We start from the raw sequence: 14,333 nt of genomic DNA on the forward strand, positions 1-14,333 counted from the left end.
CCGGCCGGGTTCCGCACACCCCGGGCAGGGTCCGGTCAGAAGACGACCCACCATCCTTCACGGGCCGCCTGCTCGGCCGTGTAGGACACCCCGTGCACCTTGAGGCCGGCGGTGTCGAGGAGGGTGATCTCGCCGCCGTGGTTTCCGAGTCGGGCACCGCCGGACAGCGGCACCGCGAGAGCGGCGCCGGCGGCGAGGGGGCCGGGCGGGACCGGGGAGGCCTGACCGATGCGGTCGAGCAGGCGCCAGCCGGTGAGGTCGACCGGGGCGGGCGAGGCGTTGAGGAGCGTGACGGTCTCCGCCTCGGGCGCGGGACCGACCGGGTTGACCAGCGCGGCGAGGATCCGGACCGGCTGGTCGCCGGGGGCCGGACGGGAGGTGTCGACGCCGTCGAGGGCGTGGCCGGTGACGTCGTCGGTGTGCCAGGCCTGGTTCTGGAAGGCGAGGAAGATCCCGACCCACCGTTCCTCGCTCTGGCCGTCACCGGGGAGGCGGATCAGCAGCCCGCCGTCCTGCCACACCCCGTCGTCGCTGCTGAAGCGGCCGCTGTTGCCCTGGTTCATATGGATGTCGTGGACGCCGTTGCCGGGCAGGAAGCCGAAGATCTTGTCCTTGACGCCGGTCTCGGGCCCCCAGCGCTCGCCGAAGAGGTACAGCCGGGCGCCGGGGTCGTCGACGGCGCGGCGCACATAGTGGTCGAGCAGGTCGGCCAGGTCGTTGTCGGGCCCGGAGCGGTCGGCCGGCAGGACGCGCATCTTCGCCGGGTCGAAGAGGTTGCCGCGCACGAAGTCGAGGTTGGGTCCGCCGGGCCCGGGCGGCAGCGTGTTCCAGCCGCTCGTCAGGCCCTCCAGGCGGGCGGTGAGGGGGTGCTTGAAGTCGTCGTCGACGAGATAGAGCAGTTCGGCGGGCTTCTGCTGCGAGAGGACGTTGACGGCGGCCCGGTAGTGGACGCCGGTGTCGTCGGTGAGGTGGATCTGGTAGTGCGGGCTGTCGCCGGCGCCCTCGCGCCGGACGTCGACGGCCCGGGTGATCAGTACGCCATAGGTCTTCAACGGCATGTCGGCCAACTCCCCGTGAAGGCAGGCGGTTTGCCCGCCCATGGCGTGAATCGTACGGGCCCGGGGCCGGTTCCGGCCCGTCTTGGACGTTTCTGTCGGTCCTGTGAACAGATGGTGTGCGACCCGCGGAGCCTGGCCGATTCCCTACGATCGTTCCGTGGTCACCTTCCTTCTCCAACGCACGGCCCCGCTGCCGATCGACGAGGCGTGGCGCCGGCTCACGGAGTGGTCCGCGCACGCCGATGCGGTCCCGCTGACCCGCATCACCGTGCTCACCGAACCCCCGACCCACGAGGGCACGGTCTTCGTGGCCCGCTCCGGGCTCGGGCCGCTGTCCTTCGAGGACCCCATGGAGGTGACCGTCTGGGAGCCCCCCGAGGACGGCGGCTCCGGCCGGTGCCGCCTGGTCAAGCACGGCCGGGTGGTGCTCGGCTGGGCCGAACTGGAGGTGCACCCCGGGCCCGGCGGCCGTACCCGGGTGATCTGGCACGAGGAACTGCGGGTGCGGGGCCTGCCGTCGGCCTTCGACCCGCTGCTGGACCGGGCGGCCCGGGCGATGTTCGGTCGGGCGGTCAACGCGCTGCTCAGGAAGGCGTAGGCGCGGCGTCGGCGGCCACCCCTTGGCAGATCCCGGCCGCACGATGGACAGTGGCCCTCCGGTGCCGAACGGTCACCGTGGGTCGATGCGGCCGGGAGGCACGGGGGTGGCGCTCTTCTCGCCCGGGGAAATAAAGCTGTTGCGGGAGGCCGGGCACCCGCGCGGATGGGTCCGCGGCGAGGTGCTGATGCGGGAGGGCGAGGAGGCCGACTCCGTCGTGCTGCTGACGGCCGGTCTGGTGAAGGCGACCGTCGACTCGGCCAACGGCTACACCAGCCTGCTCGCCCTGCGCGGCCCCGGTGAACTCCTCGGTGAACTCGCCTGCGTGGACGGTGGCCCGCGGGGCGCGACCGTCACCGCGATGCGCCGCTCGGAGGGCGTGGTGGTCGCCGCGGACGCCTTCCTGCGGCTCCTGGAGCGGGACCCGGGACTGTGCCTGTCCGTACTGCGCAGTGTCGTGGGCCGGTTACGGGACTCCGACGGGCTGCGCGCCGAACAGGGCGCCCGCACCACCCGGGCCCGGGTCGCCGGGCTGCTGGTGAAGCTGGCCGTGCAGTACGGCTCGGCCGCGCCGGAGACCCTGCCGGGTGCCGTCTCCGTCCAGGTCAACCAGCGTGAGCTGGCCGCCGCCACCGGGGCGTCCAGGGAGTCGGTGGTGCGCTGTCTGCGGGCGATGCAGCAGGAGGGCCTGGTGGCCACCCGGCGGGGCCGCACCGTCGTCCTCGATCTGGCGGGGTTACGGCGCTGGGCGGAGGAGTGAGGCACCCCGCTCGGGCCACCGGAGCGGGAGGCGGCGTGCACCGCGAACGCATCAGAACGGAACTCCCCCCGCCGAATGCGTCATTTGACGCTGTACGACCCCCGTGAAGGCGCTTCCATCGTCCCCTGGCGCCCGGGCCGGTACGGCGATCGGGGGAACGGACCGGGCGCTCCGCTCCCTGCGGGGTGGCCTGTCCCCGGGGGGAGTCAGGCCACCGACCCGATCCGCCGCGGCGGCGTCGATGCCGTGTCGTGGTGGATCGGGGTGTGGGCGCCGGTCAGGGGGAGTCCGCTGCCGCCGCGGCGGTTGGCGACGATCTCGGCCGCGATCGACAGGGCGGTCTCCTCGGGCGTACGGGCGCCGAGGTCCAGGCCGATCGGGGACCTGAGGCGGGCCAGCTCCAGTTCGGTGACGCCGACCTCGCGCAGCCGCTGGTTGCGGTCCAGGTGGGTGCGGCGGGAGCCCATCGCGCCGACGTACGCGACCGGCAGGCGCAGCGCGAGCCGGAGCAGCGGGATGTCGAACTTGGCGTCGTGGGTGAGGACGCACAGGACGGTACGGCCGTCCACCTGCGTCCGCTCCAGGTACTCGTGCGGCCACTCGACGACGATCTCGTCGGCCTCCGGGAAGCGGGCCTTGGTGGCGAAGACGGGCCGCGCGTCGCACACCGTCACGCGGTAGTCGAGGAACTTGCCGACGCGGACCAGCGCCGACGCGAAGTCGATCGCCCCGAAGACGATCATCCGGGGTGCCGGGACCGAGGACTCGACCAGCACCGTGAGCGGCGCTCCGCAGCGAGAGCCCTGCTCTCCGATCTCCAGGGTGCCGGTGCGGCCCGCGTCCAGGAAGGCTCCCGCCTCGGCGGCCACCGTGCGGTCCAGCTCGGGGTGGGCGCCGAAGCCGCCCCGGTAGCCGCCGTCGGCGTCCACAAGCAGGACGCGGCCGAGGAGTTCGGCCGGCCCGGTGACGATCCGCGCGACGGCCGCCGCCTCCCCCCGCGCGGCGGCGGCCAGCGCGGCCTCGACCACCGGCCGGGCGGGGTCGTCCGCCCGTACCGGGGTGACGAGGATGTCGATGACGCCGCCACAGGTCAGGCCGACGGCGAAGGCGTCCTCGTCGCTGTAGCCGAAGCGCTCCAGGACGGTGTCGCCGTCCTCCAGCGCCTGCCGGCACAGCTCGTACACGGCACCCTCCACACACCCGCCGGAGACCGAGCCCACGGCGGTGCCGTCGGCGTCCACCGCGAGGGCGGCGCCGGGCTGGCGCGGGGCGCTGCCGCCGACCGCCACCACCGTGGCCACGGCGAAGTCACGGCCGTCCGCGACCCACCGGTTCAGCTCCTCGGCGATGTCCAGCATCTCTCGGTCTCCTTACACAACGGCGGTCGGTGCAGAGGGTCTTGGCGAGGCGGGCTAATGGACGCCGACCCAGCTCTCTATGGGATGGAGGGCGAAATAGACCAGGAAGATGCCTGTCAGGCCCCACATGAATGCGCCGACTTCCCGGACCTTGCCCTGAGCTGCCTTGATGGCGGTGTAGGAGATGACGCCGGCGGCCACACCGGTGGTGATGGTGTAGGTGAAGGGCATCAGCACGACCGTCAGGAACACCGGGACGGCGGTGGCCCGGTCGGCCCAGTCCACGTGCCGGGCGTTCATCAGCATCATCGCGCCGATGACCACCAGGGCGGCCGAGGCGACCTCCTGCGGGACGATCGCGGTGAGCGGGGTGAAGAAGAGACAGGCCGCGAAGAACAGGCCGGTGACCACCGAGGCGAGTCCGGTGCGGGCGCCCTCGCCGACGCCGGTCGCCGACTCGATGAACACGGTCTGCCCGGAGCCGCCCGCCACGCCTCCGATCGCACCGCCCGCTCCGTCGATGAACAGCGCCTTGGACAGGCCCGGCATCCGGCCCTTGTCGTCGGCGAGCTTGGCCTCCGTGCCGACGCCGATGATGGTGGCCATCGCGTCGAAGAACCCGGCGAGCACCAGGGTGAAGACGATCATCGCGACCGTCATCGCGCCGACCTCGCCCCAGCCGCCGAACTCGACGTGCCCGAAGAGCGAGAAGTCCGGCATGGAGACGGCGGAGCCGTGCAGGGCGGGGGCGACGCCGCCCGCCCACTGCTTGGGGTCGATGACCCCGAGGCCGTTGAGCACGGCCGCCACCACCGTGCCGCCGACGATGCCGATCAGGATGGCGCCGGAGACGTTCCGGGCCTGGAGCATGAAGATCAGCAGCAGGGTGCCGGCGAAGAGCAGCACCGGCCAGCCGGTGAGTTCGCCCGCGGGGCCGAGGGTGAGCGGGGTGGCCTTGCCCTGGTGCACGAAGCCGGACTTGTAGAGACCGATGAGGGCGATGAACAGGCCGATGCCCATGGTGATGCCGTGCTTGAGCGCGAGCGGGATCGCGTTCATGATCATCTCGCGGAGGCCGGTGACGACCAGGAGCATGATGACCACGCCGTACAGCACGCACATGCCCATCGCCTGCGGCCAGGTCATCTGCGGGGCGACCTGCGCGGACAGCACGCCGGAGACGGAGAGGCCGGCGGCCAGCGCGAGCGGCACCTTGCCGACGAAGCCCATCAGCAGCGTGGTGAAGGCGGCGGCGAAGGCGGTCGCGGTGATCAGCGCCTTCTGGCCGAGGGTGTCCCCGGCCGCGTCCTTGCCGGACAGGATCAGGGGGTTGAGCAGGAGGATGTACGCCATCGCCATGAAGGTGGTGACGCCGCCGCGCACTTCACGCGCGACGGTGGATCCCCGCAGGGAGATGTGGAAGTACCGGTCGAGCCAGGACCGTCCGGCCGGGACGCGGGTTCCCTCGCCCGCGTCTTCGGCGACGGTCTTCGGCTCGAGTGACTGCTGGGTCATATGGGCCTACTCCCAAGGTTCAAAGGGGCACCCGCGGCTCGCCTACGGCGAGCGGCGGGATTTGGGGAGGTGCCCGACCCGGGGGACGGCCCGAGGCGAACATTCAGGGGTGGTCCTGGGGGACGAAGTCCCCCAGGAGAACTCACCGGTTCAGCCCCCGGAGGGTCCCGTGCCGGTGAGGTGTTCCGGTCGGACCGGCGTGCGGTTCAGCTCCAGGCCCGTCGCGTTCCGGATCGCCGCGAGGACGGCCGGGGTCGACGACAGGGTCGGGGCTTCGCCGATGCCACGGAGCCCGTACGGGGCGTGGTCGTCGGCGAGTTCGAGGACGTCGACCGGGATGGTCGGCGTGTCGAGGATGGTCGGGATCAGGTAGTCGGTGAAGGACGGGTTCCTGACCTTCGCCGTCTTGGGGTCGACGATGATCTCCTCCATCACCGCCACGCCCAGGCCCTGGGTCGTACCGCCCTGGATCTGGCCGACGACGGAAAGCGGGTTGAGCGCCTTGCCGACGTCCTGGGCGCAGGCCAGCTCGATCACCTTGACCAGGCCCAGCTCGGTGTCGACCTCGACGACCGCGCGGTGGGCGGCGAAGCTGTACTGGACATGGCCGTTGCCCTGGCCGGTGTGCAGGTCGAAGGGCTCGGTCGCCCGGTGCCGCCACTCCGCCTCGATCTCGACCGCGTCGTCGCCGAGCACGTCCACCAGGTCGGCGAGCACCTCGCCGCCGTCGGTGACGACCTTGCCGGTCTCCAGCAGCAGCTCGGCGGTGGCCCAGGCCGGGTGATAGGTACCGAACTTGCGGCGGCCGAGCTCCAGCACCTTCTCGCGGACGAGCTCGCAGGAGTTCTTGACGGCACCACCGGTGACGTACGTCTGGCGCGAGGCCGAGGTCGAACCGGCGCTGCCCACCTGGGTGTCGGCCGGGTGGATGGTGACCTGGGTGACGCCCAGCTCGGTGCGGGCGATCTGCGCGTGGACGGTGACACCGCCCTGGCCGACCTCCGCCATCGCGGTGTGCACGGTGGCGACCGGCTCGCCGGCGATGACCTCCATGCGCACCTTGGCGGTGGAGTAGTCGTCGAAGCCCTCGGAGAAGCCGACGTTCTTGATGCCGACCGCGTAGCCGACACCGCGGACGACGCCTTCGCCGTGCGTGGTGTTGGACAGGCCGCCGGGCAGCTGCCGTACGTCCGCCTCCTCGCCGGCCGAGAGCCACTGCTGCTCGGGCGGCAGGGGCATCGCCTTGACCCGGCGCAGGAGTTCGGCGACCGGAGCCGGGGAGTCGACCGGCTGGCCGGTGGGCAGCAGGGTGCCCTGTTCCATGGCGTTCAGCTTCCTGAACTCCACCGGGTCCATGCCGAGTTGCCCCGCCACCTTGTCCATCTGCGCCTCGTAGGCGAAGCACGCCTGGACCGCGCCGAAGCCGCGCATCGCGCCGCAGGGCGGGTTGTTGGTGTAGAGGGCGATGGCCTCGACCTCGACGTCGTCGACGACGTACGGGCCGATGCCGAGCGAGGAGGCGTTGCCGACGACGGCCGGGGAGGCGGAGGCGTAGGCGCCGCCGTCGAGCACGATCCGGCACTTGACGTGCGTCAGCTTGCCCTCGCGGGTGGCCCCGTGCTCGTAGTAGAGGCGGGCCGGGTGGCGGTGGACGTGGCCGAAGAAGGACTCGAAGCGGTTGTAGACGATCTTGACGGGCTTGCCGGTGCGCAGGGCCAGCAGGCAGGCGTGGATCTGCATCGACAGGTCCTCGCGGCCGCCGAACGCGCCGCCGACGCCGGACAGCGTCATCCGCACCTTGTCCTCGGGCAGGCCGAGCACCGGCGCGATCTGGCGCAGGTCGGAGTGGAGCCACTGGGTGGCGATGTAGAGGTGGACGCCGCCGTCCTCCTCGGGCACCGCGAGGCCGGACTCGGGGCCGAGGAAGGCCTGGTCCTGCATGCCGAAGTAGTACTCGCCCTTGACGATGACAGCGGCCCTCTTGGCGGCCTCGTCGGCGTCGCCGCGGACGATCGGCTGGCGGTGCACGATGTTGGGGTGCGGGACGTGGCCGATGTGGTGGTCGTGGCGGTTCTCGTGGATGTGGATCGCGTCCGGTGCGGTCGCGGAGGCCTCGTCGGTGATGACGGGCAGCTCGCGGTACTCGACCTTGATCTTGGCGGCGGCGCGGCGGGCGGTCTCCGGATGGTCGGCGGCGACGATCGCGACCGGTTCGCCGTGGTGGCGTACCTTGCCGTGCGCGAGGACCGGGGTGTCCTGGATCTCCAGGCCGTAGTTCTTCACCTCGGTCGGCAGATCGTCGTAGGTCATGACCGCGTAGACGCCGGGCTGGGCCAGGGCCTCGCTGGTGTCGATCGACACGATCTCGGCGTGCGCGACCGTGGAGCGGAGGATCTGGCCCCAGAGCATGTCCTCGTGCCACATGTCGGACGAGTACGCGAACTCTCCGGTGACCTTGAGCGTGCCGTCCGGGCGGAGCGTGGACTCGCCGATACCGCCCTTGGTCTGGGAGCCCTGGGTGACCTTGGTGGGGGTGCCGAGGGGAGCGCTGTTGGTGGTCATCGTCAGACCGCCTCTCCCTGCCGGGCGGCCGCGAGACGGACCGCGTCCATGATCTTCTCGTAGCCGGTGCAGCGGCACAGGTTGCCCGAGAGCGCCTCGCGGATGTCCGCGTCGGTCGGGTTCGGGTTGTGCTCCAGCATCTCGTCGGCGGCGACCAGCAGACCCGGGGTGCAGAAGCCGCACTGCACGGCGCCGGCGTCGATGAACGCCTGCTGGACCGGGGAGAGCGGGGTGCCTTCGCCGGTGTGGGAGTCGGTGCCCTTGGCCTGCCGGCCCTGGGCCGTGGCCGGCGAGGTCCCGTGGGCGTCGCCGCAGGAGCGCTGCCGGGCGTAGTCCGCGAGCCCCTCGACGGTGACGACCTCGCGGCCCTCGGCCTGACCGGCCGCGACCAGGCACGAACACACCGGGACGCCGTCCAGCCGGACCGTGCAGGATCCGCACTCGCCCTGCTCGCAGGCGTTCTTGGAGCCGGGCAGGCCCAGGCGCTCCCTGAGGACGTAGAGCAGGGACTCGCCCTCCCAGACGTCGTCGGCTTCCTGCGGGCGTCCGTTGACCGTGAAGTTGACGCGCATTACGCCACTCCCTCCGTGATGCGACGGGCGCCGCGGTACGACTCCCAGGTCCAGGTGAGCGTCCGGCGGGCCATCACGCCGACCGCGTGGCGGCGGTAGCTCGCGGTGCCCCGGACGTCGTCGATCGGGTTGCAGGCGGCGGCGCACAGGTCCGCGAACTGCTTGGCGACCGACGGCGTGATGATCTTTCCGTTGTCCCAGAAGCCGCCCTCGTCGAGCGCCGCGTTCAGGAAGTCCTCGGCGGTCCTCGCGCGCACCGGCGTCGGGGCGGCCGAACCGATCCCCGTACGCACCGTCCGCGTCTCCGGGTGCAGGGCGAGCCCGAAGGCGCACACGGCGATGACCATGGCGTTGCGGGTGCCGACCTTGGAGTACTGCTGGGGTCCGTCGGCCTTCTTCACGTGCACCGCGCGGATCAGCTCGTCCGGCGCGAGGGCGTTGCGCTTGACGCCGGTGTAGAAGTCGTCGACGGGGATGAGCCGGGTGCCGCGCACCGACTCGGCCTCGACCTCGGCGCCGGCCGCGAGCAGCGCGGGATGGGCGTCGCCGGCCGGGGAGGCGGTGCCGAGGTTGCCGCCGACGCCGCCGCGGTTGCGGATCTGCGGGGAGGCGACGGTGTGCGAGGCGAGGGCCAGGCCCGGCAGCTCGGTGCGCAGGTTCTCCATGATGTGGGTGTACGGCACGGAGGCGCCGAGCCGTACGCTCTCCTCGCCGACCTCCCATTCGTAGAGATCGCCGATGCGGTTGAGATCAAGGAGGTACTCGGGCCGGCGGTGGTCGAAGTTGATCTCGACCATCACATCGGTGCCACCCGCGATCGGCACTGCGGTGGGGTGCTCGGCCTTCGCGGCGAGCGCCTCCTCCCAGCTGGCGGGGCGAAGGAAGTCCATGACCGGCTCTCTTCTCCGTCTCGTGAGTCTCGTGAGTCGTGCGGATTGAGCCAATCCGTGTGCGGCGGGCCCGGCTCGTTCATGTCCTGTTAACGCGGAATGACGCCAGTACACCGCCCCGTACTCCAGTGGGGTCAGTCACCGAAACCATGAAGGAGTTGGCTGGCCAGCACGGGCATCTTGTAGATTCGTATGAACGGAGGTCATCAGTAACCTCCTGGTTTTCCTGTGGAAACGCAGGAAACGCCCAGGCACCCCGCGATCGCGGCCCGTGACCCTGCACGCCGGGCGCCTCATCCATGACACTGCACGATTCATCGTAGATTTCGAGACACAGAACGGCGGCGACGAGATGCGGCTGCGCGCACTGCTGGACACCGATGCGCTGGGCCTGCGGCTGCTCGGCGGCGAGGACGAGCTGGACCGCACCGTGCGCGGGGTGATGACCACGGACCTGCGTGACCCCAGCCGCTACCTCTCGGGCGGTGAGCTGGTGCTGACGGGCCTGGCCTGGCGCCGGGACGCCGCGGACTCCGAGCCGTTCGTACGACTCCTCGCGCAGGCCGGGGTGGCCGCGCTGGCGGCCGGTGAGGCCGAGCTGGGGGACGTCCCGGACGACCTGGTCGTGGCCTGCGCCCGGCACCGGCTCCCGCTCTTCGCGGTGCACGAGTCGGTGGCGTTCGCGACGATCACCGAGCACGTCGTTCGGCAGGTCAGCGGCGAGCGGGCCGGGGACCTCGCGGCCGTCGTCGACCGGCACCGCCGGATGATGACCTCGGGCCCGGCGGGCGGCGGCCCGGACGTGGTCCTCGACCTGCTCGGCTCGGACCTCGACCTGCGCGCCTGGGTGCTCTCCCCGACCGGCCGTCTGATCGCGGGCTCCAAGGTGTCGGGGCCCGCGCTGCCCGCCGAGACCTGCGCCCAGCTGGCCGCCGAGCACCTGGCCGCGACCCGCACCGGCCGCCGGGGCCCGCACCGGGTCCTCCTCGGCTCCACGACGTACTCGCTCTTCCCGGTCCGCTCCTGGGGGCACCGCCCGGCGGCAGCCGGGGGAGGCCGCTCCCCGCAGGGCGCGCGGGACGTGCGCGAGACCGTGCTCTCGGACTGGCTGCTGGCCGTCGAGGCGGACGCGAGCGACTGGCAGGACGAGCGCCTCGACCTGCTCCAGGGCGTCACCCAGCTGATCGCCGTCGAGCGCGACCGCCGCGACGCGGCCCGTACGGTACGGCGCCGGCTCGCCCAGGAGGTGCTGGAGCTGGTCCAGACGGGCGCGGCCCCGGCGGAGATCGCCGCGCGCCTGCGGGTGGCCGCGCCCGTCCTGCTGCCCGGTCTCGGCGCGGCCCCGCACTGGCAGGTGGTGGTCGCCCGCGTCGAGTGGGAGGGCGGCGAGGTCGAGGGCGGCCCGGTCGCGCAGTCCCTGCTCGAGGAGATCCTGGTCGACCCGCTGGCCACCGGCCCGGAGCCGTCCGACCGGATAGCGGTGGCCCACACCGGCGACGAGGCGATCGCCCTGGTCCCGCTCCCCGCGGTCTCCGCCGAGCACGACGGCTCCGAGTCCGGTATCCACGCCGACGCCCTCCTGAAGTCGGTGCGGGACCCGCTGTCCGCGGGCCTGGACGACGACGGCCGGGTCACCCTCGGCGTCAGCGCGGCCGTGCACTCGGCGGAGGGGCTGCGCGGGGCCCTGGAGGAGGCCCGGCACGCCCGCCGGGTGGCCGCCGCCCGCCCCGGCCGGGTCTGCGCGGCCGGCCACCAGGAACTGGCCTCGCACGTCCTGCTGCTCCCCTTCGTCCCCGACGACGTCCGCCGCGCCTTCACCGCCCGCCTGCTGGACCCCCTCCGGGACTACGACCGCCGGCACCGCGCCGAGCTGATCCCGACCCTCGAGGCGTTCCTCGACTGCGACGGGTCCTGGACCCGCTGCGCCACCCGCCTCCACCTGCACGTCAACACACTGCGCTATCGCGTGGGCAGGATCGAGCAGTTGACGGGCCGGGACCTCTCCCGACTGGAGGACAAGCTCGATTTCTTCTTGGCATTGCGGATGAGCTGACGTCACGCGGGCGTGCGACCGGCGCGCGCCAAGTGCCCTCACCGTCCCACGACTTTGTGAAATTATTCACCCACCCTCTTGGCCCCGCGTGGCGATCGATGCTGGAATGCGGCCACCACTCAACTGCTCGACGGCGTGCAAGGGGAGGGCAACGTGGCGTACTCCGCCATGTCTGGGAACGGAACGAACGCAGGTGACGATCCGCTCCAGACCGCGGTATGGCGGCTGCGCTCGCGGGCCTGCTGGGCCGACGCGGCGGCACTGCTGCCGACGGACACGCCGACGTCCTCCCTGCAACGGGCGGGGCTGATGGTCGAACGGTGTCTGTACACCGAGGGCGGCTGGGGAGAGGCGGAGGACGCGCTGCGGACGGCGGAGGCGGTGGCCCGCACCGACGAGGAACGGGGCGCCGCCGCGTGCGAGCGCGGCCAACTCGCCTACGCGGCCACGCTGCACGGGGTGCGGGACCGGGCCGACGAGGCGCGGGCCGCGCTCGGCAGAGCGGCCGCGCTGATCCCTCCGGGGGCGCCGGGGCGGGCCCTTCTCGACTTCCGCCGGGGCCTGCTGGCGGAGAACCTGACCAGCTCCCCGCAGGCGGCGCGGGCGGCCTACCGCCGGGCCCACGCGGCCGCCACCGCCCACGCCGACCCGCTGCTGCTCTCCTTCACCTGGCGGCATCTGGCCGGACTGGCGCTGCGGGACGGGGAGTTGGCGGAGGCCCGGCACGGCTTCGCGGAGTCCCTGCGGATCAGGGAGGAGCTGGGCTACCTGGTGGGCACGGCACCGGCACTCGCGTCCCTGGCCGACACGGAGACGGAGCCGGAGGCGTCGCGGCTACGGGAGGAGGCGGGCCGCCTGTTCCGCCTGCTGGGGGGCGTCCCGACGTGGCTGGCGGCCCAGTTGACCCCACCGACCCCGGGGGCGGCGACGGCGTAGCGCCCATCTGCGGCCCGGCGGGGGCTGGTCGCGCAGTTCCCCGCGCCCCTGAAGGGGCGCTCACAGCAACGTCTTTCAGGGGCGCGGGGAACTGCGCGATCGGCCACGACGCGCCCGCATCCGGCACCCGGTCCGCACCCTCTACGGCGGGCCGCCGCGAAAACGCCCCTCCGCCCCTCAACCCGCGGTGGCGAAATGCCCGGCCACCAACCGCCGCACCGCGTCCAGCTCCCCCGCGATCAACGCCTCCAGCAACGCCGCATGCTCACCCGCGTCCGCCATCAGGTCGGCCCGGCCCCCGCGCAGCGGAACCGCCCGCCGGTGCAGATCCTCCGCGATCTGCACCAGCTGCTCGTTGCCCGCAAGGGCCAGCACCGCCCGGTGGAAAGCCCGGTCGGCCTCCGCGTAGGTCGCCCTGCACCCCTTCGCCGCCGCCCGCACCGACTCCTCGGCCAGCGGCCGCAACGCGGCCCACCGCTCGGCCGGCACGCTGCGCGCCAGCCGCATCATCACCGGCACCTCGATCAGCGCCCGCACCTCGGCCAGTTCGGCGAGTTCACGCGCCCCCCGCTCCACCACCCGGAACCCCCGGTTGGGCACGACCTCGACCGCGCCCTCCAGCGCCAGTTGCTGCATGGCCTCGCGCACGGGCGTCGCGGAGACCCCGAACCGCTCCCCCAGCGCCGGCGCCGAGTACACCTCACCGGGCGTCAGCTCCCCGCTCGCCAGTGCCGTACGCAACGCGTCCAGGATCTGCCCCCGCACGGAGGCCCGCTGCACGGCGGGCCTGGGCGGCGGGATCGGACTCTCGCAGTGCGTGTGCTCGCCGCGCGCGGCCGGCGTGCCGGCGGGGTGTCCGGTCGCCTCCCGGGCCGTCTCCCCGGACCGCGTCTGCGCCGGCACCCTGGCCGTCTCGGCCGGAGCCGGGTGCGCGCGATGGTTCACGGGTCCTCCTCCGACTCGTCGGGACTTGGGTCATTAACGGTGGGTTGTTACTTGTCCGTCAAGCACCTTAGGCGCCCCGGGCGATAGTTCAAATTTCCGAATGAATGGGTAAGGTAAGGCTTACTTATCCGGCAGTCGGCCCGCACCCGATCGGTGGTAGCCCATGACCTCCCCCGTCTCCGCCGCCTACGCCCGCCTGACCGAGGTCTGCCCCGACCTGGTGGTCACGGAGCTGGGCGCGGGCGAGCCGGCACCCCGGGGCGGCGACTGGGTCGGCGCCGCCGAGCTGGCGGCGGGCGGAGCCGGTCTGGACACCTTCCTCGCCTGGGACGAGGACCAGATCCAGCGGGACTACGGACAGCCGGGCCGCCCGGACGTGGTGGCGAGCTTCGGCCTGCACCGCTACGGCTGGGCCGCCTGCCTCCTGATCACCCTCCCGTGGTTCCTGGACCGCCGGGTCCCGCGGCTGCCCGTGACGCATGTCTCGTACGACCGCGTGGCCGGCCGCATGGCGGTGCGCGTCGCCTCCTTCGCCTGCCTGCCGGGCGATCCGGCGGCGGTGCTGCCCGGCGCGGTCGTCGTCGCCGACGAGGAGGCGCTGCGGGCCGAGGTGCGGGCGGCCGTCGCCGAGCACCTGGAACCGGTCCTCGGCGCCTTCGGGCCGCGGATGCGGCGGCGCGGGCGCGCACTGTGGGGCATGGCGACCGACGAGATCGTCGAGGGGCTCTGGTACGTCGCCGAGATGCTCGGCGACGAGGAGCGGGCCGTACGCGAACTCGACCGGCTGCTGCCGGGCGCCACCAAGCCGTACGTCGGCTCGGCCGCCTTCCGGGTCCTGACCGGCCCGGCGGGCGAGCCGCTGCCGACCCGGGACCGGGCGAGCTGCTGCATGTACTACACGCTCCGCCCCGAGGACACCTGCGCCACCTGCCCGCGGACCTGCGACGACGAGCGGATCGCCAAACTCACGGCGGCCGCGGGGGGGGGGGGGCCCCCCCCCCCGCCCGCCCGCCCGGCGGCCCCCCCCCGCGCCCCAAAAATAACACCCGGCGGGGTGACACCAAGCGGGCACGCGGAATAAAAAAA

12 protein-coding genes are annotated in these 14,333 nt (G+C 72.7%); 5 read left to right on the plus strand and 7 right to left on the minus strand.

Annotation, left to right across the window (positions count from 1 at the left end; translation table 11 throughout):
* Nucleotides 1–35: 35 nt before the first annotated feature.
* Entirely contained in the window at nt 36–1,058 is a 1,023-nt protein-coding gene (locus tag ACFWXC_RS15660) for a DUF2278 family protein (protein WP_384478952.1), read from the minus strand.
* Nucleotides 1,059–1,215: 157 nt separating this feature from the next.
* Between ACFWXC_RS15660 and ACFWXC_RS15665 the strand changes: the two genes are divergently transcribed.
* Together ACFWXC_RS15665 and ACFWXC_RS15670 are read left to right on the plus strand one after the other, a co-directional pair.
* Nucleotides 1,216–1,656: an SRPBCC family protein gene (locus ACFWXC_RS15665; protein WP_384478885.1), complete on the plus strand. Its 441-nt coding sequence runs from the start codon at nt 1,216–1,218 to the stop codon at nt 1,654–1,656.
* A gap of 85 nt (nt 1,657–1,741) precedes the next feature.
* Complete coding sequence (locus ACFWXC_RS15670; RefSeq protein WP_384478887.1) at nt 1,742–2,416, plus strand: Crp/Fnr family transcriptional regulator; 675 nt, start codon at nt 1,742–1,744, stop codon at nt 2,414–2,416.
* Between the two features lie 206 nt (nt 2,417–2,622).
* Here the strand turns inward: ACFWXC_RS15670 and ACFWXC_RS15675 are convergent, their stop codons facing one another.
* From ACFWXC_RS15675 to ACFWXC_RS15695, 5 genes are all read right to left on the minus strand, one after another.
* The gene (locus tag ACFWXC_RS15675; RefSeq protein WP_384478889.1) at nt 2,623–3,774 is read right to left on the minus strand and encodes an XdhC family protein; all 1,152 of its coding nucleotides are present in this window, start codon (nt 3,772–3,774) and stop codon (nt 2,623–2,625) included.
* A gap of 54 nt (nt 3,775–3,828) precedes the next feature.
* Nucleotides 3,829–5,289: an NCS2 family permease gene (locus ACFWXC_RS15680; protein ID WP_384478891.1), complete on the minus strand. Its 1,461-nt coding sequence runs from the start codon at nt 5,287–5,289 to the stop codon at nt 3,829–3,831.
* Nucleotides 5,290–5,439: 150 nt separating this feature from the next.
* Nucleotides 5,440–7,851: a xanthine dehydrogenase family protein molybdopterin-binding subunit gene (locus ACFWXC_RS15685; protein ID WP_384478893.1), complete on the minus strand. Its 2,412-nt coding sequence runs from the start codon at nt 7,849–7,851 to the stop codon at nt 5,440–5,442.
* Between the two features lie 2 nt (nt 7,852–7,853).
* The gene (locus tag ACFWXC_RS15690; protein WP_384478895.1) at nt 7,854–8,423 is read right to left on the minus strand and encodes a (2Fe-2S)-binding protein; all 570 of its coding nucleotides are present in this window, start codon (nt 8,421–8,423) and stop codon (nt 7,854–7,856) included.
* Nucleotides 8,423–9,313, minus strand: a complete 891-nt coding sequence (locus ACFWXC_RS15695; protein WP_384478896.1) for an FAD binding domain-containing protein — start codon at nt 9,311–9,313, stop codon at nt 8,423–8,425. Before ACFWXC_RS15695 ends, ACFWXC_RS15690 begins: the two co-directional genes overlap by 1 nt.
* A gap of 352 nt (nt 9,314–9,665) precedes the next feature.
* On the opposite strand from ACFWXC_RS15695, the gene ACFWXC_RS15700 reads away from it, so the two are divergent.
* Together ACFWXC_RS15700 and ACFWXC_RS15705 are read left to right on the plus strand one after the other, a co-directional pair.
* A complete protein-coding gene (locus ACFWXC_RS15700) occupies nt 9,666–11,366 on the plus strand; it encodes a PucR family transcriptional regulator (protein ID WP_384478954.1) in 1,701 nt (566 codons plus the stop codon).
* Nucleotides 11,367–11,534: 168 nt separating this feature from the next.
* Nucleotides 11,535–12,302 (plus strand): hypothetical protein, encoded by a 768-nt coding sequence (locus ACFWXC_RS15705; protein WP_384478898.1) that lies wholly within the window; start codon nt 11,535–11,537, stop codon nt 12,300–12,302.
* Between the two features lie 177 nt (nt 12,303–12,479).
* Here ACFWXC_RS15705 and ACFWXC_RS15710 read toward each other — a convergent pair whose 3' ends face one another.
* Nucleotides 12,480–13,247, minus strand: coding sequence for a GntR family transcriptional regulator (locus ACFWXC_RS15710; protein ID WP_384478900.1), 768 nt, complete (start codon nt 13,245–13,247; stop codon nt 12,480–12,482).
* 163 nt (nt 13,248–13,410) lie between these two features.
* Between ACFWXC_RS15710 and ACFWXC_RS15715 the strand changes: the two genes are divergently transcribed.
* Nucleotides 13,411–14,328: a (2Fe-2S)-binding protein gene (locus tag ACFWXC_RS15715; protein WP_384478902.1), complete on the plus strand. Its 918-nt coding sequence runs from the start codon at nt 13,411–13,413 to the stop codon at nt 14,326–14,328.
* The last annotated feature ends 5 nt before the right edge of the window (nt 14,329–14,333 follow it).

The sequence above is a fragment of the Streptomyces sp. NPDC058683 genome (genome assembly GCF_042716195.1).
GTDB lineage: Bacteria > Actinomycetota > Actinomycetes > Streptomycetales > Streptomycetaceae > Streptomyces.

Bases quoted from the DNA above. Each gene is read 5' to 3' on its own strand.
- ACFWXC_RS15660 (WP_384478952.1), bottom strand. From the start codon at position 1,058: ATGCCGTTGAAGACCTATGGCGTACTGATCACCCGGGCCGTCGACGTC.
- ACFWXC_RS15670 (WP_384478887.1), top strand. From the start codon at position 1,742: ATGCGGCCGGGAGGCACGGGGGTGGCGCTCTTCTCGCCCGGGGAAATA.
- ACFWXC_RS15675 (WP_384478889.1), bottom strand. From the start codon at position 3,774: ATGCTGGACATCGCCGAGGAGCTGAACCGGTGGGTCGCGGACGGCCGT.
- ACFWXC_RS15680 (WP_384478891.1), bottom strand. From the start codon at position 5,289: ATGACCCAGCAGTCACTCGAGCCGAAGACCGTCGCCGAAGACGCGGGC.
- ACFWXC_RS15685 (WP_384478893.1), bottom strand. From the start codon at position 7,851: ATGACCACCAACAGCGCTCCCCTCGGCACCCCCACCAAGGTCACCCAG.
- ACFWXC_RS15690 (WP_384478895.1), bottom strand. From the start codon at position 8,423: ATGCGCGTCAACTTCACGGTCAACGGACGCCCGCAGGAAGCCGACGAC.
- ACFWXC_RS15695 (WP_384478896.1), bottom strand. From the start codon at position 9,313: ATGGACTTCCTTCGCCCCGCCAGCTGGGAGGAGGCGCTCGCCGCGAAG.
- ACFWXC_RS15700 (WP_384478954.1), top strand. From the start codon at position 9,666: ATGCGGCTGCGCGCACTGCTGGACACCGATGCGCTGGGCCTGCGGCTG.
- ACFWXC_RS15705 (WP_384478898.1), top strand. From the start codon at position 11,535: ATGTCTGGGAACGGAACGAACGCAGGTGACGATCCGCTCCAGACCGCG.
- ACFWXC_RS15715 (WP_384478902.1), top strand. From the start codon at position 13,411: ATGACCTCCCCCGTCTCCGCCGCCTACGCCCGCCTGACCGAGGTCTGC.